This window comes from Arthrobacter sp. MMS24-S77 (assembly GCF_054888235.1).
Genome location: NZ_JBTZRN010000001.1, coordinates 3187785 through 3212432 on the forward strand (window position 1 = coordinate 3187785; position 24648 = coordinate 3212432).

Annotated in this window: 21 protein-coding genes and 1 pseudogene; 5 read left to right on the forward strand and 17 right to left on the reverse strand. The window is 63.9% G+C overall.

The genetic code is table 11. The features are described 5' to 3' along the window. Positions 1–12: 12 nt before the first annotated feature. Positions 13–1050: a uroporphyrinogen decarboxylase/cobalamine-independent methonine synthase family protein gene (locus ACX5I4_RS14545; RefSeq protein WP_461837270.1), complete on the reverse strand. Its 1038-nt coding sequence runs from the start codon at positions 1048–1050 to the stop codon at positions 13–15. A 4-nt stretch (positions 1051–1054) separates the two neighbouring features. Continuing rightward, complete coding sequence (locus ACX5I4_RS14550; protein ID WP_461837271.1) at positions 1055–1441, reverse strand: chorismate mutase; 387 nt, start codon at positions 1439–1441, stop codon at positions 1055–1057. A 77-nt stretch (positions 1442–1518) separates the two neighbouring features. On the opposite strand from ACX5I4_RS14550, the gene ACX5I4_RS14555 reads away from it, so the two are divergent. Beyond that, on the forward strand, positions 1519–2178 hold the full coding sequence (locus ACX5I4_RS14555; protein WP_461837272.1) for an NADPH-dependent F420 reductase: 660 nt from the start codon (positions 1519–1521) through the stop codon (positions 2176–2178). Between the two features lie 78 nt (positions 2179–2256). On the opposite strand, the gene ACX5I4_RS14560 is transcribed toward ACX5I4_RS14555, so the two are convergent. The 6 genes and pseudogenes from ACX5I4_RS14560 to mnmA form a co-directional block, all read right to left on the reverse strand. Continuing rightward, positions 2257–3981 (reverse strand): dipeptide ABC transporter ATP-binding protein, encoded by a 1725-nt coding sequence (locus ACX5I4_RS14560; protein ID WP_461837273.1) that lies wholly within the window; start codon positions 3979–3981, stop codon positions 2257–2259. Next, positions 3978–5011 (reverse strand): annotated as a pseudogene (locus ACX5I4_RS14565) (ABC transporter permease). Before ACX5I4_RS14565 ends, ACX5I4_RS14560 begins: the two are co-directional and overlap by 4 nt. Before the next feature lies 1 nt (position 5012). After that, entirely contained in the window at positions 5013–6101 is a 1089-nt protein-coding gene (locus ACX5I4_RS14570; protein WP_461837274.1) for an ABC transporter permease, read from the reverse strand. Positions 6102–6215: 114 nt separating this feature from the next. After that, on the reverse strand, positions 6216–7844 hold the full coding sequence (locus ACX5I4_RS14575) for an ABC transporter substrate-binding protein (protein ID WP_461837275.1): 1629 nt from the start codon (positions 7842–7844) through the stop codon (positions 6216–6218). Between the two features lie 202 nt (positions 7845–8046). Then, complete coding sequence (locus ACX5I4_RS14580; protein ID WP_461837276.1) at positions 8047–9672, reverse strand: gluzincin family metallopeptidase; 1626 nt, start codon at positions 9670–9672, stop codon at positions 8047–8049. Positions 9673–9885: 213 nt separating this feature from the next. After that, a complete protein-coding gene (gene mnmA / locus ACX5I4_RS14585) occupies positions 9886–11007 on the reverse strand; it encodes a tRNA 2-thiouridine(34) synthase MnmA (protein ID WP_461838740.1) in 1122 nt (373 codons plus the stop codon). Positions 11008–11245: 238 nt separating this feature from the next. On the opposite strand from mnmA, the gene ACX5I4_RS14590 reads away from it, so the two are divergent. Next, entirely contained in the window at positions 11246–12484 is a 1239-nt protein-coding gene (locus ACX5I4_RS14590; protein WP_461837277.1) for an NAD(P)/FAD-dependent oxidoreductase, read from the forward strand. Here the strand turns inward: ACX5I4_RS14590 and ACX5I4_RS14595 are convergent. From ACX5I4_RS14595 to ACX5I4_RS14605, 3 genes are all read right to left on the reverse strand, one after another. Next, on the reverse strand, positions 12463–13731 hold the full coding sequence (locus ACX5I4_RS14595; RefSeq protein ID WP_461837278.1) for a cysteine desulfurase family protein: 1269 nt from the start codon (positions 13729–13731) through the stop codon (positions 12463–12465). The genes ACX5I4_RS14590 and ACX5I4_RS14595 overlap by 22 nt on opposite strands. A gap of 180 nt (positions 13732–13911) precedes the next feature. Then, entirely contained in the window at positions 13912–14466 is a 555-nt protein-coding gene (locus ACX5I4_RS14600) for a helix-turn-helix domain-containing protein (protein WP_461837279.1), read from the reverse strand. A gap of 51 nt (positions 14467–14517) precedes the next feature. Beyond that, the gene (locus ACX5I4_RS14605; protein WP_461838741.1) at positions 14518–15438 is read right to left on the reverse strand and encodes a diacylglycerol/lipid kinase family protein; all 921 of its coding nucleotides are present in this window, start codon (positions 15436–15438) and stop codon (positions 14518–14520) included. Positions 15439–15633: 195 nt separating this feature from the next. Between ACX5I4_RS14605 and ACX5I4_RS14610 the strand changes: the two genes are divergently transcribed. From ACX5I4_RS14610 to ACX5I4_RS14620, 3 genes are all read left to right on the forward strand, one after another. Then, a complete protein-coding gene (locus ACX5I4_RS14610; protein WP_461837280.1) occupies positions 15634–16593 on the forward strand; it encodes a J domain-containing protein in 960 nt (319 codons plus the stop codon). 43 nt (positions 16594–16636) lie between these two features. After that, the gene (locus ACX5I4_RS14615; RefSeq protein WP_461837281.1) at positions 16637–17104 is read left to right on the forward strand and encodes a tRNA (cytidine(34)-2'-O)-methyltransferase; all 468 of its coding nucleotides are present in this window, start codon (positions 16637–16639) and stop codon (positions 17102–17104) included. Positions 17105–17225: 121 nt separating this feature from the next. Next, entirely contained in the window at positions 17226–17987 is a 762-nt protein-coding gene (locus ACX5I4_RS14620; RefSeq protein ID WP_461837282.1) for a MerR family transcriptional regulator, read from the forward strand. Between the two features lie 93 nt (positions 17988–18080). Here ACX5I4_RS14620 and ACX5I4_RS14625 read toward each other — a convergent pair whose 3' ends face one another. From ACX5I4_RS14625 to ACX5I4_RS14650, 6 genes are all read right to left on the reverse strand, one after another. Further along, positions 18081–19454 (reverse strand): GntT/GntP/DsdX family permease, encoded by a 1374-nt coding sequence (locus ACX5I4_RS14625; protein ID WP_461837283.1) that lies wholly within the window; start codon positions 19452–19454, stop codon positions 18081–18083. Next, positions 19451–19996 carry a gluconokinase gene (locus ACX5I4_RS14630; RefSeq protein ID WP_461837284.1) on the reverse strand — a complete coding sequence of 182 codons (546 nt, stop codon included), beginning with the start codon at positions 19994–19996 and terminating at the stop codon, positions 19451–19453. Before ACX5I4_RS14630 ends, ACX5I4_RS14625 begins: the two co-directional genes overlap by 4 nt. A 74-nt stretch (positions 19997–20070) precedes the next feature. Further along, complete coding sequence (locus ACX5I4_RS14635; RefSeq protein WP_461837285.1) at positions 20071–20850, reverse strand: PIG-L deacetylase family protein; 780 nt, start codon at positions 20848–20850, stop codon at positions 20071–20073. Between the two features lie 5 nt (positions 20851–20855). Continuing rightward, the gene (locus ACX5I4_RS14640) at positions 20856–21809 is read right to left on the reverse strand and encodes an electron transfer flavoprotein subunit alpha/FixB family protein (RefSeq protein WP_461837286.1); all 954 of its coding nucleotides are present in this window, start codon (positions 21807–21809) and stop codon (positions 20856–20858) included. 15 nt (positions 21810–21824) lie between these two features. Then, positions 21825–22625, reverse strand: a complete 801-nt coding sequence (locus tag ACX5I4_RS14645) for an electron transfer flavoprotein subunit beta/FixA family protein (protein WP_461837287.1) — start codon at positions 22623–22625, stop codon at positions 21825–21827. Between the two features lie 280 nt (positions 22626–22905). Further along, positions 22906–24546 (reverse strand): trypsin-like peptidase domain-containing protein, encoded by a 1641-nt coding sequence (locus tag ACX5I4_RS14650; protein ID WP_461837288.1) that lies wholly within the window; start codon positions 24544–24546, stop codon positions 22906–22908. Positions 24547–24648 lie beyond the last annotated feature (102 nt).

Genomic DNA, 24648 nt, shown 5'->3' on the forward strand with positions numbered 1-24648 from the left:
CGTGGGAGACGGCTAGCCGAGGGCGAGCTGGTTCAATCCATCGGCGAGCTGGGTCAAGCGGTTAAGGACCTCCTTGGCTCCGGACGGCGAGTACCCGGCCAGCCCGTCCGACGGCGTGACACGCACGGCCCTCAAACTCGACGCCGGTAGGCCGAGCTGGTGCCAAGGCCGCCAGACGGTGTCCACCACCTCGGCAGTGCGTGGCAAGGTTGCTCGCGGATTGTCAGTGGGCAGAGCGCCAGCCCAGAAGCGCTTGCCGTCCTCTACTGCCGTCGCAATCTGTTCCCATTGGCGCGTGGTGAGCGCTTTAAGCGGAAGGGCGACGCCATCGGCTCCGGCGGCCAGGATCTGCTGGATGGGTGCTTCGATCTCCGGAACGGAGACTACTGTCTCGGCCACTCCGGCTGCCCGCACAGCGTCGATCACCAGCCGCCAGGCGCCCGTAACCTCTTCGCCCGGGATGGACCGCAGGGTGCGGTAGCCGCTCGCGGTGGGAATGGTACCTGCCAACACAGAAGCAATGTCCGGCTCGTCGAGTTGGACCACCACTTCAGCTCCCGGCACTGCGGCCCGGACCCTGGTGACGTGCTCGGCGATACCGGCGGCCAAGGATTCCGCAATATCCCTGCGGGCACCGTAGTCAAGAAGGGCGCGCTCCCCGTTGTGCAAGTAAAGGCCCGCGGCGAGGCTCATAGGACCGCGCAGCTGAATCTTCAGCGCCTCCGCGGAAGATTCTTCGGAGCCGGCAACGTCAGCCAGCACATTGATGTCCGTGGCAAGGGCGGACTTTGCACGCCGCAGGTCCTTCCCGGGGCGGTCAACCAGGCGCCAGCCGTGGGGCTGCACATCGATGGCCAACTCAACCAGCAGGGAAGCCGTCCGGCCAAGGGCATCGGAACCAACGCCGCGGTCCGGAAGCTCAGCCAAGAATGGCAGGTGAGGACTGCCCAGTTCGCCACGGATGATCCGTGCAGCCTCCGCGGGATCGGTCCCGGGCCAAGGACCCAGGGCCGTCGCGGTGACCTGGTTCTGCGTGGTTTCTGCGGGCATGTGTTCAGGCCTGCGCGATGGAAGCCTGGTGGTCTTCGGCGATTGCCTCGTGGTGCCGGATGACCTCGCTGATGATGAAATTCAGGAACTTCTCAGCAAAGGCGGGATCCAGGTGCGCTTCCTCGGCGAGCCGGCGCAACCGTGCGATCTGGGCGGATTCGCGGCCCGGGTCCCCTGCCGGGAGCTTGTGCGTCGCCTTAAGGACTCCTACTTTCTGGGTGGCCTTGAAGCGTTCCGCAAGGAGGAACACAAGGGTGGCATCAATGTTGTCGATGCTGGACCGGATGGAGAGGAGCTCGTCCATGACGGACTTGTCCACACGGCCGGCAAGGGAGCTGGCTGAGGGATCGAAGGAATCGGCGTCGGGAAGGGCATGGTTCTGCTCGGTCATTCCTCCAGTCTAGGTGTGCTGGCCGCGCGTCGAAGGGCAGAATGGGCATGTCCACGCCGATGAAAAGGAGAGCACGCATGAAAATCGCAGTTCTTGGCACCGGAAGGGTGGGGCATGCGCTGGCCGGCAAACTGGTGGCGGTTGGCCATGAGGTCATGATGGGTTCCCGGGAGGCGGGCAATCCCAAAGGGACGGCGTGGGCGGCGCAGGCGGGTCCGCGGGCAAGCTCCGGTTCCTTCGCCCAGGCGGCGGCCATGGCCGAGATCGTGGTCAACGCAACACCCGGCACTGTCTCCCTCGCCGCATTGAGTGAGGCCGGGGCAGCGAACCTGGCAGGCAAGGTCCTGGTGGATGTGTCCAATCCGCTGGATTCGTCCGCCGGATTCCCGCCGTCGCTTTCCGTCTGCAATACCGACAGCATCGCTGAAACTATCCAACGTTCCTTCCCCGAGGCCCGTGTGGTCAAGACCCTCAACACCTTGGAGGCTCCGCTGGGGGTTGATCCGCTCAGGCTCGCCGACGGGGCGCACGACGTTTTCGTGGCCGGGAACGACGACGAAGCCAAGGCCGCCGTCGTCGCGCTCCTGCGGGAATTCGGCTGGCTCCCCGAACACATCCGGGACCTGGGCGCGCTCGACGCCGCCCGAGCCTTGGAAATGTGGCTTCCGCTCTGGCTGCGGATCTTCATGCGCCAGCCGAAAGGCAAGATGTTCAACATCGCCGTAGTCTCCGAGTAGGCAGCCCCCGGAAAGACCGACACAGACGAAAGACCCGCCCTTCACACGAAAGGCGGGTCTTCCCGTCGAGGGACACGGCTAGCTTTCGAGTAGCTCGGTGCCCAGCAGCTCGCGGTGCTCTTCCCGGCGTCGGGCCTGTTCATCAGGATCCGGTACCGGCAGCGAGGCGATGAGCCTGCGGGTATAGTCGTGCCGCGGATTGCCCATGATCTGGCTACCGATCCCCTGCTCCACCAGCTTGCCCTTGAGCAACACGCCAACCCAATGGGAGAGCATGTCCACCACTGCGAGGTCGTGGCTGATGAACAGCGCGGCAAAACCGAACTCTTCCTGGATGTCCTTGAACAGTTCCAGGACCTTTGCCTGAACGGAAACGTCCAGGGCCGAGGTCGGCTCGTCGGCGATCAGGAGGCGCGGGTTGAGCGCGAGCGAGCGCGCTAGCGAAGCGCGCTGGCGCTGCCCGCCCGAGAGCTCGTGAGGGAAGCGTTCAGCGTACGACGCCGGCAGCTGCACCGATTCGAGCAACTGGGCCACCCGCAGACGTGTTTGCGCCGGACTCGGGTGGGTATGGATGAGCAACGGCTCCGCAACGCATTCGCCGATGGTCAAGTGCGGGTTGAACGAGGCTGCCGGATCCTGGAAGACGAAACCGATGTCCCTGCGCAGCGGCTTGAAGGTGTGCTCCTTGAAGTCCAGCATTTCGTAGCCGAGGACCTTGAGGCTGCCACCGGTTGCCCTGGTGAGGCCTGCTATGGCCCGGCCGATGGTGGACTTGCCCGAACCGGACTCGCCCACCAGGCCGAAGACCTCGTTCTCGGAGACGGTGAAGCTGACGTTGTCCACGGCCTTGAACCCGGGCTTGCCGAGGCGTCCCGGATACTCGATGGTGAGGTTCTTGGCCTCGACCAGGACCTTTCCGCCCTGGTGCATCCGTTCGGTGGCCCCTTCGGACGCTGAGTTGCGGCCGAGGTGCGGCACGGCGCCCAGCAACTTCTTGGTGTAGTCCTGCTTGGGCTCGGCGAAGAGAACCTTTGCCGTGGCTTCTTCCACTACGTCGCCCTGATACATGACCACCACGCGGTCCGCCAGGTCAGCCACCACACCCATGTTGTGTGTAATGAGCACGATCGATGTGCCGTACTTGTCCCGAAGATCCCGCAGCAACTGCAGAATCTCCGCCTGGACAGTGACGTCCAAGGCCGTCGTCGGCTCGTCCGCCACAATCAAACCCGGATTCAAGGCAAGCGCGGCCGCGATGACCACACGTTGCTTCTGGCCCCCGGAAAGCTGGTGGGGGTAGTAATTGACCCGGATTTCGGGATCGGGAATGCCGACCTTCCGCAGGGCTTCGGTGGCCCGCTTCTTGGCTTCCTTGGCGGAGATCCGATGTCCGTCCGAGGCATGGGCCCGGATGCCTTCGGCGATCTGCCAGCCGACGGTGAACACCGGGTTCAAGGCAGTGGAGGGTTCCTGAAAGACCATCGCCACGTCACGGCCACGGATCTTGCGCAGCTTGGAGGCACTGACGCTGATGACGTTGTTGCCATTGATCAGCACGGTTCCCGAGCTGATGGCCGTTTCCGGGAGCAGACCGAGGATGGTCTTGGCGGTGACAGTCTTGCCGGAGCCGGACTCCCCTACGATCGCCAGCACTTCGCCGGCCTTGACCTCGAGGCTGACGTCCTTGACGGCGTAGACGTCGCCGCTGTCCGTGGCAAAGGTGACTTTGAGCCGTTCGATGTCCAGGACGGGCTGCCGTGGTTCCCGCGGCTGGTCCGAGATGTTGCCGATGTTGGTGGTCATGCCTTACCTGCTTCTGGTTCAGGAGCAGTGGTGCCCCCTGTGTTCTTGCCGTCGGTTCCTGCCGGCGCCTTGGAGCGGGAAACCTTCCCTCCAGCACGCTTACGTCCGCGTAGTCGGGGATCGTTGAGGTCGTTGATGCTCTCACCGACGAGAGTCAGCCCAAGCACTGTGAGGGCGATGGCAAGACCGGGAAACACACCCGTCCACCAGATGCCGGACGAGGCATCCGCCAGCGCCTTGTTGAGGTCGAAACCCCATTCAGCTGCGGAAGTCGGCTCGATGCCGAATCCCAGGAAACCGAGGCCCGCCAGCGTCTGGATTGCCTCGGAGGCATTGAGCGTGAACATCAGCGGCAGGGTGCGCGTGGCGTTCTTGAAGATGTGGCGGGTGATGATCCGCAGGCTGGAAGCACCCAGCACCATGGCTGATTCGACGAACGGCTCGGCCTTGAGCCTGATGGTTTCGGCGCGGATCACGCGGAAGTATTGCGGCACGAACACCACCGTGATTGCGAACGAGCACGATAGGATGCCGCCCCAGAAGCTCGATTGTCCCTGCTGATCACGATCGAGATGACGATCGCCAGCAGCAGCGTCGGGAAAGCATAGATGGCGTCGGCAACGACCACCAGGATCCTGTCCAGCCAGCCACCAAAGTAGCCGCTGAGCAGGCCCAGTGCGACGCCGAGGAAGATGGACATGGCGACCGACACAATGATGACTGTCACCGCCGTCTGGGACCCCCAAAGAACGCGGGAGAGGACGTCGTAGCCGCCGACCGTGGTACCGAGCAGGTGCTTGCTGCTGGGGGCCTGCTGGGTGGGGAACGTGCCGGAGGCGTCACTCAGTTGGGAGTAGCCGTAAGGCGCTATCCAGGGCGCCAGCACTGTGCAGAGCAGGAAGAACCCGGTCAGCACGAGCCCGGTGATGAGCATGCCGCGCTGCAGGCCAACGCTCTTGTTGAGGTGCGAAATGACAGGGAGTCCGGACAGGAAGGACTTCTTCCGTCCGGAAATTGTTGCAGTGCTCATTTCAGTACCTCACTCGCGGGTCGATCAGCGCGGCGATGATGTCCACGACAAAGTTGGTGATGGCCACGATGACTGCCAACAGCACCACAATGCCCTGGACTGCCACGAAGTCCCTGGCGTTCAGGTACTGGACCAGCTGGTAACCGAGCCCTTTCCATTCAAAGGTTGTCTCAGTCAGCACGGCACCGCCCAGCATGAGGGCAATCTGCAGTCCCATGACCGTGATGATGGGGATCAGCGCCGGCTTGTAGGCGTGCTTCGTGACGAGCCGGAACTCGCTGACTCCGCGCGAGCGCCCGGCCTCAACGTAGTCCTTGCCCAGAGTGCCGATGACATTTGTCCGGACGAGGCGCAGGAACACGCCGGCGGTCAGGAGGCCCAAGGCGACGGCAGGAAGTACTGCGTGCGAGACAATGTCGCCCAGGGCGTTGAAGTTCCCGCTGCGCAATGCGTCTAGCCAGTAGATGCCGCTCGGAGCCGCGAGCTGGCCCATCGTCAGCTCGGTGCGGGTGGAGACACGCCCGGCCACCGGCAGCCAGCCGAGCCAAACGGAGAACGTCAGCTTCAGCAATAGCCCCGAGAAGAAGACCGGGGTGGCATAGCAAAGGATTGCAAAGAAACGGAGGAAGGCGTCTGCGGCCTTGTCGCGACGCTGGGCGGCGATCAGGCCCAACGGGATACCGACCGCGAGTGCCACGATCAGCGCGTTGATCGACAGCTCAAGGGTGGCTGCACCGAAGGTCGACAGCATTTCGACGACGGGGCGCCGATCCGTAATGGTGGTGCCGAAGTTGCCGGTGATCAGTTGGCCCAGGTATTCGAAGTACTGGATGACGATCGGCCGGTCGTAACCGGCGTCGTGGATTCGCTGTGCCAGGACGTCAGGAGGAAGCCGACCACCCTGCGCTGCAGTGATGGGGTCACCAATGACCCGCATGAGGAAGAAAACCAGCGTTACAAGGACGAAGATCGTGGGGATGATCAGGAAAAACCTGACCACGATGTACCTGCCCAGACCTCCGCCCGCTGATTTGCTCTTGGGAGCGACCGCGTCCGGTTCGACGTCGGGCACCTCTATAAGTGTTGTCATTGCTACCTAAAGTTCATTGCCCGCGGATCGCGCGGGGTTTTGCTCATATGTGAGGCAATCAGCAGTAAGGGGAGGCAAAGCGCCTGTTGGCACCCGCCTCCCCCGACCGGCTGCTTACTTTGAAACGGTTCCCAATCGGAACTTGAAGGATGCGTCAAGCGTCTTGTCGACGCCGTTCACGCCCTTCGCCGAGATGGCAACCTGTGCACCCTGGAGCAGCGGCAAAGTGGAAATGTCCTTCGCCAATGCATTCTGGGCGTCCTTGATGGCCGACTCGCGGGCCGACTTGTCGGTGGTGGTCAGCTGCTTGTTGATCAGATCCGTCACGGCCGGGTTGTCGTAGTGGTTCTTCAGGAAGCCCCCCTTCGGGAAGAAGGGGGTGAGGTAGTTGTCGGCGTCGCTGAAGTCCGGGAACCAACCGAACTGGAACAGCGGGTACTCGTCCGCGCGGCTGGCCTTGCTGTAGGTCACCCATTCAGTGGACTGCAGGTTGACCTTGAAGAGACCCGACTTCTCAAGCTGGTCCTTGATCATCGCGTACTCGTCGCCCGAGGACTTGCCGTAGTGATCCGGGTTGTACTGCAGGTTCAGGGTGACAACATCCTTGACGCCGGCGTCGGAGAGGACCTTCTTGGCCTTGTCCAGGCTCGGCTTTCCGTTGTCGCCGTATGCGTCCTTGAACGACTCGTTGGCGCCCAGGAAACCGCTCGGGACGTTGGAGTACAGCGGCAGGTACGTGCCCTTGTAGACCTGGTCGGCGATTGCCTGGCGGTCAACGAGGTTGGCGATCGCTTGGCGGACGGCAAGTGCTTTGGCCGGGTCCGCCCCGGTTGCCTTGGCGCCAAAAGGCATGGTGTTGAAGTTGAACGTGATGTAGCGGATTTCGCCGCCCGGTCCAACGTTTACCTTCACCTTGGAGTCCTTCTTGAGGTCATCGACGTCGGTGGCGCTGAGGCTGCGGTTAGCAACGTCGATGTTGCCCTGCTGGATGTCGAGCTTCATGTTGGTCGGCTCGGCGTAGTACTTGATGGTGGCAGCATCGTTGGCCGGCTTGCCCAAGACGCCCTTGTAGTCCGGGAAGGCCTTGAGGCTGATGAGCTCGTTCTTCTTGTAGCTGTCGATCGTGTACTGGCCGTAGAACGCTTTGGCCTTGATGATGTCGTCATCGGAGAGCAGCTTGTCCGCTGGGAAGACTTCGTCATCGACAATCGGCGCTGCCGGGCTGCTGAGGATCTGCGCAAAGGTTTGGTCGTTTGCGAGCTTGAGCTTGAAAACCACCGTGTTGGCGTCGGGGGTGGAGACGCTGTCCAGGTTTTCGAGGAGGGACGCCGGGCCTGCGGGGTCGTTGATCTTGACCTGGCGGTCGAAGGAGAACTTCACATCCTTGGAGTCCAGGGTGTGGCCGTTGGCCCACTTGAGTCCGGGCTTCAGCTTGACGGTGAACTCGGTAGGAGACGTGAACGACGCCGAATCTGCCAGGTCCGGAACGGGCTCGGCGCTTCCAGGCTTCGAGTTAAGCAGGAAGGAATAGACCTGGTTCATCACCATGAAGGAACCGTTGTCGTAAGAGCCAGCGGGATCGAGCGCGGTCACTTTATCGGTGGTGCCATAGGCGATCGGGCCGCTGGCAGCTGAAGAAGCCGAACCGCCGCCGCCGGACGGGCCCGTGCAGGCCGTCAAAGCGAATGCGGAGATGCCCGCGAACGCGATAACGCTGCGCAGGGCTTTTTTGTTCATTGCCATCAGTGAACTTTCTGTTCGATGGATACGGCGTACCGCCGTCGGTAATTTCCTCGGAGCACACACTCCTGATTCCACGATTCAATCAGAAGCATTCGTGGTGAAACGTTTGATTTTGTGAGTTGAGACACAAAATTTACTTTTCTTCGGTCGCGTGCTCGGCTATATCGATCACCATGCGCAGGATTGCTTGGTGCCGAGAGCGCTATTCTCCCGTCCTGTGGAACTTGTCCTGGACTCCGCTGGAAGCCTCCTCTTCGGCGGCGCGTTGTTCGTCCGAGACGAACAACGCCCCTTGCCGTTCTCGGGACATCACCGGTTTCAGCGCAGCGTAGACGAGGCGTCCACCGGCGTCGAACCTCAAGACTCCGCCCCCGCGGATGTCCACATAGTCACGCTTGGTCTTCAGGCCAAGACGCACATAGGCCTCCTTTCGGCTCATGCGCACCGTCTGGATGAACGATGCCCCGATCTCCGAGACAACGAAGCCATCCGGGGTGACCCGCTCCGAAGTCCGCACCCGGGTGGAACTAAGCGGAGTGCGGCGCTCCAAACGGGCGGCATCGAGCAGGCGGGGATTTTCCCAGACAAAGCGCTGGACCTCCTGGGGATCCGAGCCCAGTGCCGTCAGGCGGATGGGGTATCGCAGCCCCTGGTAGTTGTCCACCCCGGAAATATTGGACAGAGAGACACGATGGATGCCGATTCCGGAAAATTCGGCTTGAAGGGCCTCCCGGTAGCCATGCAGATCCTCTGGAACCATGTCCAGGTCCGATGCCATCACTCCCCGCAACAGGTCGTGCCAGGAGACATCCACGGGAGGCATGTAGGCCAGTCCCCGGATGAGCATGCGTAGGACCCTGGTTCCGACGATGGAACCGGATTCGGCTTTCTGCTGCAGGCTCTGCCCCTCGCCGAAGCGACGGTTCCGTTCGACCCAGAGCCCATGGACCGCCCGCAACACGGCCCCGACGACGACGGCCCCGCGCTTGTGCGGCTCCGTCAGCTCCTGCCAGTGGTCGGGGACCGCGCCGACGAATGGCTCACGCAGGGGGCCACGCGCATAGAGATCCCGGGCAAAGTCGAAGATGGACCGCATCATGACGGCGTCGTCCACTTCGTGTCCGGCCTCGAATCCGCCGGCAGCAGCCTCGAGCTGGCGGTACACCACATCCCGCGAAGAAAACACGGAAAGAATGGCAACAAGGTCCGCCAGCGCTTCATGCAAGGCGATTTGTTCCGTCGTGGCCATCGCATCACCCCATGCCGGCCGGAATCCATCGAGGATTGCATGCGTCACCTCGTGCGCCACGATGTCACGGAACAACGCAGTCGGAACCTTGTATCCCATTCGGTCGATGGAACCGAAACGGATGATGTTGGTATCCCGCTCGTAGCCGGTGTCCGTGGCCGTCACGAGATCGCGCGCTTTCAACACGAGCCGGCCCTCCGGATTCCACGGCATGCGCCGGCCCAGCGTCGATTCGAAGAGGTCAAGGGTTGCCGAAGCCACACCGTAGACGTGCTGGGCCAAGAACCGCGAATCGTCAAGGAGTGCCCGCAAGTCCGCGGGCGGGTCCTCCGAGACGACGCGCCAAGGATCCCCCGGCGCTGTGAGGGTAATGGGAACCACGTTGGTGCCGCGCCATTTCCTGATGTGCACCGCAAGCCGGGCTCCCGTGGGACCGCGTCGCAAACGCTCCACGGGGATGCGCAGCCGGGCGATCAGCGGACCGGCGCCGCCACTACCGATCGGGCCCTCAGCAAGAACCGCCACTTCGACCATTTGCCCGGCCTTAATGTCCCCCGGGGCCTTCTTTTGAAAAGCCACAGCCATCGCCGTCCTGAATGCGGACCCCAACCACCGCAGCGGAAACGCTGCTTAGCCAAGTATGGAGCGGCCCTTCATGCGAGGCAATGGCGTCGGGCCGGGCGCAAACAAAGCAAACAGCATGAGGACTGCGCGCCGACACGCCTGGAGTCCTGCTGCGGACACCCTCAGAGCACTGCTGCGGACACCCTCAGAGCGCTGCCGCCGGCACCCTCAGAGCGCTGCGCGCTGGAGGGACCGGGCGGTGTCGATGGTGGCCTGGCCCAGGACACGCGTGCCTTGATACAACACGATGGTCTGCCCGGGGGCCACTCCGCGGAGTGGATCGACAAGTGTCACCACGAGGCCTTCGCGCTCGACCCCGGCGTCGTCGACCTTCCGCTCGACCGATGCCTTGGCGGGAACGGGATCGCCATGGGCGCGCACCTGGGCATAGCAGTCGAACTCGGCGCCGGTAGAGACCTCGGCGATAGGCAGTCCGGCCCAGGACACCTTGATTCCGCGGATCTCGTCGATGGCGAGCAGGGCTTCGGGCCCGACGACCACTTTGTTTTCCTTGGGCCGGATTTCCAGTACGAAGCGGGGCTTACCATCAGCGGCAGGAGTGCCCAGCTTGAGCCCGCGGCGCTGGCCAACCGTGAAGGCGTTAGCGCCAGGGTGCTCCCCTACCTTGGTCCCGGCCTCGTCCACGATGTCGCCTGTGGTCATGTCGATCTTCTCGGCAAGCCAGCCCGCGGTGTCGCCATCGGGGATGAAGCAGATGTCATGGCTGTCCGGCTTGTTCGCCACGGACAAGCCGCGGCGTTCGGCCTCCGCCCGGACCTCGGCCTTGGAGGGGGTCTCCGCCAGCGGAAACATGGAGTGCTTGAGTTGCTCATGGGTCAGGACACCGAGAACGTAGCTCTGGTCCTTGGCCCAATCGGCCGCGCGGTGGAGTTCGGGATTGCCGTCTGCATCCTGGACGACCTTGGCGTAGTGACCCGTGCAGACCGCATCGAAGCCCAGCGCGATGGCCTTTTCCAGCAAGGCCGCGAACTTGATCCGTTCGTTGCAGCGCATGCAGGGATTCGGAGTGCGGCCGGCGGCGTATTCGTCAATGAAGTCCTGGACGACGTCTTCCTTGAAGCGCTCCGAGAAGTCCCAGACGTAATACGGGATCCCCAGCACATCACAAGCGCGCCACGCGTCACGCGAGTCTTCGATGGTGCAGCAGCCCCGGCTGCCCGTACGCAGCGTTCCGGGCATGCGGGACAGCGCCAAGTGGACGCCGACGACGTCGTGCCCCGCCTCGACGGCGCGGGCGGCGGCAACGGCGGAGTCGACCCCGCCGCTCATGGCTGCAAGAACTCGCATGCTGGCTTTCTGTTGATGTTGGGGAGAAGAATTGCGGCTGAAGAGAGTAAGCGCGCCCGACTATTCTAGCGCCCCGCCGGAAGGGGCCCCAAAAATGCCTTGACCGCCGTCGCGCACACTTCTAAAGTCAAAATTATCAGTTTTAGATTTCGGCTGCGTGCTCGTTCACCCAGACGCAGGCGCCCACGCGAACCTCCCCACCCCCGCGAATCGAGTCACCATGGACACTGAACACATCCTTATTGCCGGCGGCGGGCTGGCCGGAGCCACCGCCGCCAAAACCCTGCGCGCAGAAGGATTCGAAGGCAGGATCGCGGTGGTTTGCGCCGAGAATGAACAGCCTTATCTGCGCCCTCCCCTCTCCAAGGAGTTCCTCCTGGGCAAAGCTGCCGAAGACACCGTCCCGGTGCTGGCGGCCGGCTGGTACCAGGAGAACGAGGTCGAACTCCTCCTTGGCGAGGCGGTCGCTGCTGCCGATCCTGCCGCCCACACGGTGCGGCTGGGCTCGGGAACCGAGCTTAAGTTCAGCAAGCTCCTTGTCGCCACCGGGGCGCAGCCGCACCGGATTCCGCTCGCCGGTTCAGATCTTGCGGGTGTGATGACGTTCCGGACATTCAATGATTCGCGCAGGCTCAAGGAAGAGCTGGCTGTTGGCGGAAGGAACGTGGTGATGGTCGGCTCTGGTTGGATCGGCATGGAGCTTGCCGCGGCCGCCAGCACCTACGGGAACACGGTGACCCTGCTGGGACTGGAGGACGTGCCGCTGAGCATGGCCATCGGACCCGAGTTGGGCGGCTTCTTCCGCAGCCTGCACGAAAAGCACGGCGTGCAGTTCCGGCTCCCCGCGAGCGCAGCGGAGATCACGGGACGTGAGGGCAAGGCACAAGCCGTTATCACCAACTCCGGTGAGGTGCTTCCCGCCGACCTCGTGGTGGTGGCCGTCGGTGTGGTTCCGGATACGGCCCTGGCCGAAGCCGCCGGGCTGGATATCCGGAACGGAATCGTAGTGGATTCTTCGCTCCGGACCAGCAGTCCGGACGTCTTTGCGGCGGGAGACGTCGCGAACGCCCTCCACCCGTTCACAGGCGAGCACCACCGCAGCGAGCATTGGTTCAACGCCCTCAACGGCGGCAAGGTCGCGGCGAAAGCGATGCTGGGACAGGACGCGATGCTGGACGTGGTTCCGTATTTCTACACAGACCAGTTCGACGTCTCGATGGAGTACTGGGGATATCCCACGCTCGCGGCAGGTTCCGTACCAGCCATCCGCGGCGCATTGGAGGAAAACAGCTTCCTCGCCTTCTGGCTTCGGGACGGCGCCGTGGTGGCGGGCATGAGCGTCAACCAGCAACGGGTTCAGAAGCACATCAAGGCATTGATTGCCGGGCGGGTCCACGTGGACGTCGACCGTTTGGTTGACCCTTCAGTACCGCTGGATCAGTTGTTGCCGGAGGGCTGATCGCCTGCTGGGCCCCTGGCAGAGTCGCGGCCGTCACCACGGGCCACCGTGGCAGCGGTCTGGATACTGGACTCATGTCCGGCCATTCCGGCCAGCTTCGCCCGGGCATACGCGTCCGGCAGCGCGTTGAGCAGCGAGTCGACGTCGGCGTCGTTCGAGGAATGCCCCAGGCTGAATCGCTGCGCCCCCCGCGCGGTGTCCTCATCCAGCCCCATGGCAAGCAAGACGTGCGAGGGCCTGGGGACGCCTGCTGTACAGGCGGATCCCGTGGATGACTCAATGCCCGCGAGGTCCAGCAGGAACAGCAAGGAATCGCCCTCACAGCCCGGGAAGGTGAAATGCGCATTGCCCGGGAGCCGTGCGTCTCCAGGCGCTCCCCGCAACACCGCCTCGGGAATGGCCGCCCGGACCCCGTCAATGATCCGGTCCCGCAAGGCGCTGATTCGCTTGCGCTCCGCGGGCAGGTTCCGGGCAACTGACTCCGCCGCGGCGGCAAACGCCGCGATCGACGCCGTGTCCAGGGTTCCCGAGCGGACGTCGCGTTCCTGCCCTCCCCCGTGCTGGACCGGTATGACCTTGGTGGACCGCCCGAGGAAGAGTGCGCCCACGCCCACGGGTCCGCCGATCTTGTGGCTCGACACCGACATCGCGGCGAGCCCTGAGTCGCGGAAGCTGAGGGGAATCGAACCGAAAGCCTGGACTGCGTCCGAGTGCACGGGAATGGCGTGGTCGGCGGCGAGTTCCACGATCTCCTTGACGGGCTGTATGCTGCCGACCTCATTGTTTGCCCACATGACGGTAACCAGGGCCACCGATCCCGGATCGCGTTCAATCTCCGCCCGGACAGAGTCGAGCCGCACTACGCCTTGGGAATCGACGGGGAGCCAGACTGCTTCGGCTCCTTCATGCCGTTCAAGCCACTCCACGGTGTCCTGCACAGCATGGTGCTCGACGGCGGAGCACAGGATCCGCTTGCGGCGGCTGTCTTCGTCGTGGCGGGCCCAGTACAGGCCCTTGACGGCGAGGTTGTCAGCCTCGGTGCCCCCGGAGGTGAAGATGAGTTCGGAAGGATGGGCCCCTGCCGCGGCCGCAATGGCTTCGCGGGCTTCTTCCACAGTGCGCCGGGCTCGTCGCCCGGAGGCGTGCAACGACGAGGGATTGCCGGTCCGCGCCAGTTCGCGCGTCATTGCACTCAGCGCGACGGCGGCAAGGGGCGTGGTGGCGGCATGGTCCAGATAAACAGGCACCACCCAAGTCTATCGATGGAGCGGGATTCAGGCTTCGGCGACGGAAGGCGCCTGCTCAAACTGCCGCGCGGTAGTCCGCCGGACGGATTCTGGCGCAGCAATGGCCTTCACGGTTGTCATCGGCGATCCGGTCTTCGGCAATTCCGCACGCGGCTGCCGCTCCGCTGAGAAAGGCGCCATTCATGGCACAGACGACGTTCGTGTGACCTTCGGCCAGGCGATGGAACGGGCAATTGGCCAAGGAGTACCCGCCGTCGTCGTCAGCTTCCGGACGGTAACCGTGGCTCGCGAGAACGTCGAGGAATTGCGGCTCCGCGCTTCCGGCCTCGCGCCCCCGCGCATAAGCAGTTTCGAGGAGTACTTCGCGGGGGAACCTCCTTCGGCCATCAGGTTCTGGATGGCCGAAGCCATCACTTCCCCGGCGAGGTCATAGTGGCGCTCCGGAACCGATGCGCCGATCTCTTCGATGACCGGGGCGTAGAGCTTTGCAGGGCGCCCGGAACCCGGCCCTACCTTGCCACCCAGCTTGCGGAATTCAACGCTCAGGAGCCCGTCCCGGACCAGCCGGTCCAGGTGGAACGAGGCCGTGCTGCGGGGAAGTCCGAGAGCCATCGCGGCGTCGTCGCGACTCACCGCGTGGGTGGCACCGCAGACGTGTTCGTACAAGCGGCGGCGGTTGCCGTCGTCGAGGGATGCGAGGGCCGAGAGCCGACGCAACCAGGGAAGTCCGGTCATGGTTACAGCTTAACTCTAAAATCAACATTCATTGCTTAATCCTTCAGGACTTCAGGCCAATACCCGCAGGCCGCCCGGAACGACGTCGATATCCAAGGGAAGGAAGCCGATCCGCTCACCGTCGGCGTAGGCCACCACGTTGTCGGCAGCTAGACGGACCGAGCGCACCCGGCGAATTTCCACGGCCGGATGCGAGGTATGCCGGCCGGAGAAGACCTTCGGGAAGACCGCGAGGAAAGCTAGCCGGGACAAAGGCTTGACGATGAACAGATCCAGCAAGCCGTCGTCGGGCGCGGCATCCGGGACAATGCGCATTCCGCCGCCAATCGACTGACCGTTGGCGACCGAAATGAGCATGGCACCCTCACGCGAGGTCGCGCCGTCAGCCGTCACCGTGTAGTCGATCGCTCGGAACGAACCCAACTCCCGGAGCATCGCCAGCGTGTAGCGAAACGCGCCACGCGGCCACCGCCAGGAGTTGGCCCGTTCGTTGACGGCGGCGTCGAAGCCGGCGGACACAGCCCCGGCAAACCACGTGGTCCGCCCGCCCGCGGTGATGCGGCCGGCGTCGAGCACCCGGCCGCCGCCGTCGAGCGCAGCGATCACGCGGGAGCACGACGCCCCGACATCCTGCAATGGCAGTCCAAGCATTCGGGCTACGTCGTTTCCGGTGCCGACAGGAACGATTCCGAGCGGCAGCCCGGTCCCGCCAAGTGAGTTGACGCCCAAGTGGACCATGCCGTCCCCGCCCACCACCACCAAGGCCTCGGATCCCGTGTGAAGGGCGTCGTCCACCGCTTCCCGCAGCGCGTCCATGCTGTCGCGCCGAAGTACGACGACGTCGAGGCCGGCGGCGCGGAGGCGGCGCGCGGCTTCGTCCCCGGCAAGGGCATGCCGGCCAAATGCCGCAGCGGGATTGACCGCCAGGACAATCCTTCGGCGGGGCGCGCCATCCTGCCGTTCAGGGCCGATGCTAGGTAGGTCAAGGGGATTGTTGCCACCGGCCGGGGAGTTCACAGCGTGAATTATGCCACCGGCACGGCCGGCAACCCGGGAACTAAAGACCGGACCGCCGTCGTTCTCAAGAATGGCTGGCTAGACTTGCCAAGATCGCCGTTCCTTATGGATACGGCGGGAATCTTCAGAATCCCAGAGAAAGGCCCGTGGTTGGCTGAGGGCAGCAGTTCCCACTATCAGGTCCTCCGGGTCTCCGTCACTGCGACGGACAAGGAGATCAAAGTGGCCTACCGGAAGGCTGCCAGGAAGGCCCACCCGGACCACGGCGGGGATCCCGAAGTCTTTCGGCAGGTCACACTCGCGTACGAGACACTCATTGATCCCAAACGGCGCGCGGAGTACGACCGCCGCTATGCCAGCGGTACCGCCGGAAGGGTAAGCCCGCATCCAGCTCAGAGACCGAACTACGGCGGGGCCGGCGCTCCCGGACCGGAAACCCGCACCACCGCCGGGGTCCACCGGCCGAATGTCCCACGCAACACCGCAGGTGACGCGCCCGTCTATGTCCCTTCCTTCGACGATCCCCACGAGGTGCCGCTCCTCTCCAAGGGCGAGGCCGCCCTGCAGATCCACGGGATACCCAGGAAACGGGGAATCTTCGGCGCCGAGGCCCGGATCCAGCGGGAAATGCGGACGGTCCAACTCATCAGCCGTCAGATCCTGCCTGCCATTCCCGCGGCCCGGCTCATCAATGGGCTCCTTTCCCCTTCGGACAACAGCCACATCGATCACGCCCTGCTGTCCGGCTACCGCCTGGCGTTGATCGGTTCCATGCTGCTGCCCAAGGGTGCGTATGCCTGGGACGGGGTGGCGCTCAAGCACGGTGGTCGCTCAGTTCCGCCGCCTCAGCTCGAGCTGATCGTGCGCCACATGCAGGAAATCTTCCCGGAACTGAATGTGACGGGCTGGGTGGTAGTCCACAGCCCGGACGGCAACCCGCACGAGCCCGTCATCGACCACTACAGGCGGACAGACGGAGACTTCGGAACCGTGCAGATTGTCAACGCTTCTGGACTGGCCCGCGGCCTCAAGCAATTCCTGAGTTCCGGCCCCGTGCCCAACACCGTGGTTGTCCCGGTGCTCGCCCGGCTGCTGCGGGGCATGCACTGAGCTGTCGGCCAAATCGGGCACTTCCGCTGGCTAGGATTGGTACGTGTTCCGCATCCTCTTCCATACTCCTGAAATCCCGGGCAACACGGGAAACGCCATCCGGCTCGCCGCCATCACCGGCGCAGAGCTGCACCTCGTGGAGCCGCTGGGCTTCGACTTCTCCGACGCGAAGCTGCGCCGGGCGGGGCTCGACTACCACGACCTCGCGGTGGTCACCGTGCACAAGGACATCGAGGCGGCATGGGCGGCTCTGCGGCCCGAGCGCGTCTTCGCCTTTACGTCCGACGGCGAAGCCTCCTATGCGGACATTGCTTACCAAGAGGGCGATGTCCTGCTATTCGGCCCCGAATCCGTGGGGCTTCCGGACTGGCTGAAGCAGGACCCGCACGTGACAGCCCGCGTCCGGCTCCCGATGCTGCCGTCCCTACGCTCCCTGAACCTCGCCAACGCTGCCTCCATCGCAGTGTACGAGGCTTGGCGCCAACACGGTTTCGCCGGGGCGAAACTCTAGTGCGCCGTTCCTGCGGCGGGTCGAAGAAACCGACCCTCCCCACCGTTGCGGCAGCACCTCTCACGTAGTTCGTCTGGGCAACACTTGACCTTGACGTAGCGTCAACTTCTACGCTGGATATATGAAGCAGGACAAAGCCGCTACATGGACCATTTCCGAAGTGGCCAAAGCCAGCAAGGTTTCCTCACGGACTTTGCGGCACTACGACCAACTCGGGATATTAGAGCCTGCCCATACGGGACACAACGGCTACCGGTACTACGGCCAGCCCGAGCTGCTGCGCCTGCAGCGGATCCTCCTGCTTCGTGAACTTGGCCTTGGGCTCGAGACCATCGGCGAAGTTCTGGATGGCCAGGCCGATCCTGCGGAAGCACTTGCCATCCACAGGAACTGGCTGCTGGCCGAGCGGGACCGTCTGGACCGGATGTCCCGGACGGTCGACGCCACTATCGCAGCACTACGTCAAGGAGAAACCATGACAGCGGAGAATATCTTCAAGGACTTCGACAACAACCCCTACGAAGCCGAGGCGCGGGAGCGCTGGGGCGATCGGGCCGTCGACGACAGCAAGGCCCGCCACTCGGCGATGACACCGGCCCAGAAGCAGGCGTTCATGGACGAGTACGCGGCCCTGAACGAGGGTCTCGCCCGTTGCTTCGACGCCGCCCTTCCGGCGGACCACCCAGAGGTCCAGGCCGCCGTGGACCGGCACTACAAGTGGATCTGCGCCAGTTGGACACCGAACGCCGAATCCTATGTGGGCCTTGGCCAGATGTACGTGGACGATCCGCGGTTCACCGCTAACTACGACAAGGTCCGGACCGGTTTGGCTACCTACCTGCTGGAAGGCATCAAGGTCTACGCAGGTGAAAAGCTCAGTTAGGGCATCCCGCTGAAAGCCCGACGGCGGCCCGCAGCCCCCGTGTGAACCACTGGGGCGGCGGGCCGCGGTCGTACTTGCTGCCAAGGAGCCCGGCTAAATGATCAGCGAGAGCACCATGGTGAAGGCGAAGCCGACCACCGAGATAAGCGTCTCCATCACCGACCACGTCTTGAACGTTTGCCCGACTGTCAGGCCGAAGAGTTCCTTCACGAGCCAGAAACCGGCGTCGTTGACGTGGGACAGGAAGAGCGAACCTGCACCGATGGCCAAGGCAAGTAGTGCCGCATGCGTCGGGCTCAGACTGCTGGCCAGCGGAGCCACAATGCCGGCAGCCGTCACAGTGGCAACTGTCGCCGAGCCCGTCGCCAGGCGGAGCGCCACAGCCACAATGAAGCCCAGGACCAGCACGGACATATTTGCGCCCTCGGCCCATTTCTTGACGGCGTCGCCGACACCGGCGCCGATCAGGGTCTGCTTGAAGCCACCGCCGGCGCCTACGATCAGGAGGATCGCGGCGATCGGTCCGAGGCTGTCGCCGAGCTTGGCGGTGATCTTGCTGCCGGTGAAACCGACGGCGTATCCGAAAGTCACCATGGCAGCGAGCACGGCCAGGGTCATGGCCACGAGCGGCTGGCCCACGAAGTCCAGGACCGTGCGGATCATCGGGGCATGGGCGGCGTCGGGCCAGACGATGTCCGCCACGGCCTTCAGAAGCATGAGCACCACCGGGAAGATGATGGTCAGCAACGTAACGATGAAGCTCGGCTGACGCTTCACTTCGCTGAGATCGACGGCGTGCTTGGTGTCGACGCCGCCAGCCACCGCGGGAGCATCCACGGGAACCCAGCGCGCGGCCAGACGGGAAAACAGTGGACCACAAATAATCACTGTGGGGACGGCGACCAGGAGACCCAGTGCCAGCGTGGTGCCCAGTTCAGCCTTTACCGCGCTGATGGCGATCAGTGGCCCGGGGTGCGGCGGCACCAGGCCGTGCAACACGGACAGGCCGGCCAGCGCCGGAATGGCGATGCGCATGAGCTTCATCTGCGAGCGTTGGGTGACCAGGACGATCACCGGCAGGAGCAGGACGAGGCCGATCTCAAAAAACATCGGGAGGCCGATGATGACCGCGACCAGGGTGATCATCCAGACCACTTTGTTGCCGCTGGCCTTCTCCAACAGGGTATCCACCACGCGGTTCGCGCCACCGGAGTCAGCCAGGAGTTTACCCAACATGGCGCCGAGTGCAATCAGGATCCCGACCTCTTTGAGGACGCCTCCCACGCCGTCTTCGAAGTTGCTGATGACCTTGGCCAGTTCCACTCCGGATGCCAGGCCGACAAAGGCTGAGCCGAGCACCAGGGACAGGAACGGGTGAACCTTGAATTTCGCGATCAGCAGGACGATCAGCGCTATGCCAATGGCCGCGACTACGAGGAGTTGAGTATCGTGCCCGGTCCAGTTCACGCTGTGCCACCGGCCGAGCGGGCGTGCAGTGCCTCAAGGCCGAGCCGTTCGATGATTTCGTCTGCCTCTTCCGATGGAGAAGCAGATACGCACAACGAAATGTGGTTCTCCTCCTCCGTGGGCTCTTCCAGTGCATCGAACTGGGATTCCAGCAAGGAGGGAGGCATGAAGTGTCCGTGACGGGAAGCGAGTCGGTCGGAAATCTTGTCTTTGCTTCCCTGGAGGAAAACAAACACGACGCCCTCGCCGCGAAGGACATCCCGGTAGCGCTTCTTCAAGGCCGAGCACGTGATGATGCCCGGCTTTCCAGCTGCCGTGCGCTCCTTGATCCAATCGGCAATGATGTCCAGCCACGGCCAGCGGTCCTCATCGCTGAGGGCGTGCCCTGCCTGCATCTTTGCCACGTTCGCCTCGGGGTGCAGGTCGTCGCCTTCGGCGAGGTCCCAACCCAGCCGGCCGGCCAAAACGCCGGCCACTGTCGATTTGCCGGAACCGGAGACGCCCATGATCACCAATACCGGTTGTTGTGCAGTCTTCGCCATCAAAGTCTGCCTTCCTCAATTAAATATGATTTAAACGAGACTAAGCATATGACACAGGTTACACATCAGCAATTTCAGAAACCGGCGATGGTTCCGGAGCCGTTCACTTCCACCACGTGGAAAGCCTCGGCGCCGTGCCCGGCCGCCATCCCGCCGCGCGAGGCATTCCGCTCCAGCATGCCCCGGACAGCGCGTTCCATGCCTTCCAAGTCGGGATGTTGGCTCGCATGGATCCGGATCGCGGCGAGCTTGGCGTCAACGTGCCCCGTGACGTCCACGAAATAGTTCTCACGGGCTTCCGGACCGGCAAAGAGCCATAGCCACGGCAGTTTGTAGGCCTCAAGCCCGGCTTCCGCGAGTTCCGGGTAAGCGAAGGGGTTTTCAACCGCGGGGTACACGGCCCGGGTCACGATCTCCCCCACAGCGAGGTGGTCCGGGTGGCTCTTCTGAAGCCGATCCCAGTTGCGTTCCGGGTGCATGGCCAGGACGACGTCGGGACGGATTTCGCGGATCAGCTTCACCACTTGCCTGATGACTTCATGCGTCGGTTCCAGGTAGCCATCACGTTCGTGGAGATAGTGCAGGTCCGTCACGCCGACGATGGCCGCGGCTTGTTTCTGCTCCTCCGCGCGCATGGCGATAATCTCTTCGCGGTGGGCCGGGTCGAAGCCCCCGGCATCGCCGTCGGTCATGATGCAGTAGCTGACCTCGACGCCCGCGGCGGTCCAGGCCGCGATGGTGCCGGCCGCGCCGAAGTCGATGTCGTCCGGGTGGGCAGTAAAACAAAGCACCCGCTCAACGCGCTCCGTAGAGGCGTTGAACGGGCTCTTTGCTGACGTGGCGTCAGGAGACAAGGGGATCAGCCTTTCCGCTTCTTGATCTCTTCGGTGGCCTGCGGGACAACCTTGAAGAGGTCACCGATGATGCCAAAGTCGGCAATCTCGAAGATCGGCGACTCGGCGTCCTTGTTGATCGCGACGATCACCTTGGAGGTCTGCATGCCGGCCTTCTGTTGGATGGCACCGGAGATGCCTGCCGAAATGTAGAGCTGCGGGGAAACAGTCTTGCCAGTTTGACCTACTTGGTAGTCGTGTCCGATCCAGCCTGCATCGGTGGCCGCGCGGGAAGCCCCGACTGCACCCCCCAGCGCGTCGGCCAGTTCCTCCAATGGACCGAAATCGCCATCGACGCCGCGGCCGCCTGCAACAACAATCCGGGCTTCGGTGAGCTCGGGCCGGCCGCTGGCGGGCTTTTCTGCGCGCCCCGTGATCCGTGCGGCGTTCGCCGTGGCATCCGCCGGGACGTCAATGGTGACAGCTTCAGGCGTGCTTGCCGCGGCCGGGGCCTCGATGTCAACACTGTTCGGCTTGACCGTGAGCACGGCGACGGCCGTGCGAGCCTTGGCCGTGGTGGTGTATGAGCCGGCCAGGACCGACTTGTGGGCTGTGCCATCGGCGTCGACACCCACAACATCCGTGATGACACCGGCGTTGAGCTTCACGCCAAGGCGGGCGGCGATTTCCTTGCCATCCGCCGTGTTCTCCAGCAGGACCGTCTCGGCCCCGGAAGCGGCAACTGCTGCGGCAAGGTATGCCGCTTTCGGCGCGACGAGGTAATCGTCAAGGTCCGTAGTGGACGGCCGGTAGAGAACTGAGGCTCCGTGCGCCCCCAGGGCGGCGGCGACGTCGTCGTGCAATTCGCCATTGAAGGCGACGGCCGCTTCCCCGAGGGAATTGGCGATCGTCAGGAGTTCGAGGCTGCTCTTCTTGAGCGCCGACCCCGGGTTGTCAATGAATACAAGTGCTTTTGCCATGTGTCTGGAATCCTCTTAGAGCAGCTTCTGGGCGGCCAGGAACTCAACCAGCTTGATGCCGGCGTCGCCTTCGTCAGTGATGATGGTGCCCGCCGTGCGAGGCGGACGCGCCTCTGCGGTCTCGACGGCGGTCAGCGAACCCGCGGCGCCTACCTGGGAGGCATCGACGCCGATGTCGGCCAGGGTGAGCGCTGCGATCTTCTTCTTCTTGGCAGCAAGGATGCCCTTGAAATTGGGGTACCGGGGTTCGTTGATCTGGTCCGTCACGGATACCAAAGCCGGCAAGGTTGCCTCGACGGTGTCCGCGTGGGCGTCGCCGTCACGGCGGGCGACGACGCGTTCGCCGTTCACCTCCAGGGCGGAAGCAAAGGTGACCTGCGGGAGTCCGAGCCGCTCGGCGAGCTGGGCGGGAACCAAGGACGTTTCGCCGTCGGTCGAGGCCATGCCCGTCAGGACAAGGTCCACGGGTGCGTCTGAGCCGAGATACCGGATTGCCGCAGCGAGGGCCAGCGAGGTGGCGGCCGCATCGGAACCGGCCAAAGCATCATCGCTCAAATGCGCACCCGAGGAGGCTCCGATCTGCAGGGATTTCTTGACGGCGTTCACGGCGCCGGCGGGACCCATGCTCAGGGCGATGACCTCGTTGCCTGCCTTCGCACCTCCGCGGGCCTCGCTGAGCTGCAGGGCGGCTTCAAGCGCATACTCGTCCAGTTCGGAGAGGATGCTCTCGTCGCGGTCCGTCGTGTTGCCTGGGCCGGTGAGGTGTCGGTCGAACTGCGCGTCCGGGACGTGCTTGACCAGAACAACAATCTTCAATGTGTCTCCCACTGTGTTCGAGGCAGCCTTCCATACTCGGGGATGGCCAGCAGCTGGCGGCATGGCCAAGAGTGCCCAGCGTAAGGGCTCGTCCTAGCTAAGCATATTGCGGGACAAGTCGGGCAACGCCGTGTACCCGCGTTAACTCCTGTTTCATCAATCTCCCCCGAGGCATCGCGATAGAGCGCCGACGACGGCGGGCGGCACCGATGTGGTGCCGCCCGCCGCGGTCTGCCGGGTTATTGCCCGGTTTATTTCTGCCGTTGCAGCGTTGCTTCCGTTAAGGGGCAGCGTCCAGGGTCACATCGAGTTCCTGCGACTGACTGCCGCGCTGGATGGTCACCTTGACCGTTGCACCTGCCGGCTGCTCACGAACGGCCGCGGTGAGCTGTTCGGGATCGGTGATATCCATGCCGGCGAACTTGGTCACGACGTCGCCTACCTTGACGCCGGCCTTCGCAGCGGCGGAGCCCTGGGTCACGCTTGCCACTTCGGCGCCCACCGAGAACCCGGAGGTGCTTCCTGTGGCCGACTTGGGCTGCACGCTGACGCCGAACTGGCCATGCGTGGCCTTTCCGGACTTGATGATTTCGTCAGCAACGCGCTTCGCGTTGTTGATGGGGATGCTGAAGCCCACGCCTATGTTGCCGCTGGACGAAGACGAGGAACTGTTGCTACCGGCCGAGGCGATCGCCACGTTGACGCCGATGATCTCACCCTTGGTGTTGACCAGGGCCCCACCGGAGTTGCCCGGGTTGATGGCTGCATCGGTCTGGATCACGTTGAGCGAAACGGTGCCCTGGCTCGCACTGCGCTGGCTCTGGCCACCGCCTGGAGGGGCAAACTGGAATCCGCCTTGGCCGCCGCCTTGCGAGTTGTCCGAGCCGCCATTGGGAACAGCCGACGACGCCACGCTGATGGTGCGGTTGAGCGTGGATACGATGCCGTCGGTGACGGTGCCCGGCAAGCCAAGAGGTGCGCCGATGGCAACAGCGTTGTCCCCGACGTTGATCTTGCTCGAGTCACCGAGCGTAGCCGGCACCAGGCCCGACGCATTGTCCACCTTGATGACAGCGAGGTCCGACAGCGGGTCGGTACCTACGACCGTCGCCTTCATGACGCGTCCATCGCTCAACCGCACCTCAATCGCGGCGTTCGCGCTAGCGCCATCGAGGGTCACCACGTGGGTGTTGGTCAGGATGTGCCCCTGATCATCGAGGATGATGCCTGAACCCGTGCCGCCTTGGCTTCCGCTGGAGGCCATGATGGTCACGACGCTGGGCGAAGCCTTGGCTGCTGCTGCAGTGATCGCGTTGACGTCGTCCTTGTTGTTGACGATCACCGTTCCCGTCTGGCTGCTGCTGGCCGCGACCGGAGTCCGGCTGCCGAACAATTGATCGCTGGCGGCCACTACGCCGCCGCCCACGAGTCCTGCCGCCAGGATGCTGGCCACCAACGTCCCGACGCCGAAGACGGGCTTGCGCTTAGGGCCAGCCGCCGGACCGCCCGGGTGGGCCGCTGCCGGGAACTGCTGCGTGGGATAGTGCTGCGCGGGGTTCGGTCCACCGTAGAACGGCTGGTGCTGCGGATAGGGGTGCCCATGGCCTGCAGGGTAGTCCGGGCGCTGGGGTTCCGCGTGCTGCGGAACTGCGCTGTGCTGGGGGGTTTCGGCCGGGCCTTGGGCCCACGGGGCCGGGGCTACCGAAGTCTGCGCTGTGTGTTCCGGCTTCGCTGTGTATTCGGGCTGCGCTGTGTGTTCCGGCTTCGCTGTGAAATCCTGACCCGGCTGATATGCCGGCAGCGGCGCCGTAGGCTGAGAGTTTGCTTGCTTGTCCCCCTCCGCCTTGCCGTTGCTCTCAGGACCATGGTTCTCGGGGCCATTGTTCTCAGGCACGGCGCCCTGTGCTGGGTTCTCCGTCATGGGACTTCCTTTCTTCCTCGTCCCCTTAACTATCGTCGCTCTTGCTGAATCAAGTGTCGACGTTCGCTGGGAGCTTGCTGAACGCCGGCCTCGGGACGGACG

Excerpts from the sequence above, each read along its gene's own strand:
- ACX5I4_RS14545 (WP_461837270.1), bottom strand. The coding sequence starts at position 1,050 with ATGCCCGCAGAAACCACGCAGAACCAGGTCACCGCGACGGCCCTGGGT.
- ACX5I4_RS14550 (WP_461837271.1), bottom strand. The coding sequence starts at position 1,441 with ATGACCGAGCAGAACCATGCCCTTCCCGACGCCGATTCCTTCGATCCC.
- ACX5I4_RS14555 (WP_461837272.1), top strand. The coding sequence starts at position 1,519 with ATGAAAATCGCAGTTCTTGGCACCGGAAGGGTGGGGCATGCGCTGGCC.
- ACX5I4_RS14560 (WP_461837273.1), bottom strand. The coding sequence starts at position 3,981 with ATGACCACCAACATCGGCAACATCTCGGACCAGCCGCGGGAACCACGG.
- ACX5I4_RS14570 (WP_461837274.1), bottom strand. The coding sequence starts at position 6,101 with ATGACAACACTTATAGAGGTGCCCGACGTCGAACCGGACGCGGTCGCT.
- ACX5I4_RS14575 (WP_461837275.1), bottom strand. The coding sequence starts at position 7,844 with ATGGCAATGAACAAAAAAGCCCTGCGCAGCGTTATCGCGTTCGCGGGC.
- mnmA (WP_461838740.1), bottom strand. The coding sequence starts at position 11,007 with ATGAGCGGCGGGGTCGACTCCGCCGTTGCCGCCGCCCGCGCCGTCGAG.
- ACX5I4_RS14590 (WP_461837277.1), top strand. The coding sequence starts at position 11,246 with ATGGACACTGAACACATCCTTATTGCCGGCGGCGGGCTGGCCGGAGCC.
- ACX5I4_RS14600 (WP_461837279.1), bottom strand. The coding sequence starts at position 14,466 with ATGACCGGACTTCCCTGGTTGCGTCGGCTCTCGGCCCTCGCATCCCTC.
- ACX5I4_RS14620 (WP_461837282.1), top strand. The coding sequence starts at position 17,226 with ATGAAGCAGGACAAAGCCGCTACATGGACCATTTCCGAAGTGGCCAAA.
- ACX5I4_RS14630 (WP_461837284.1), bottom strand. The coding sequence starts at position 19,996 with ATGGCGAAGACTGCACAACAACCGGTATTGGTGATCATGGGCGTCTCC.
- ACX5I4_RS14640 (WP_461837286.1), bottom strand. The coding sequence starts at position 21,809 with ATGGCAAAAGCACTTGTATTCATTGACAACCCGGGGTCGGCGCTCAAG.
- ACX5I4_RS14650 (WP_461837288.1), bottom strand. The coding sequence starts at position 24,546 with ATGACGGAGAACCCAGCACAGGGCGCCGTGCCTGAGAACAATGGCCCC.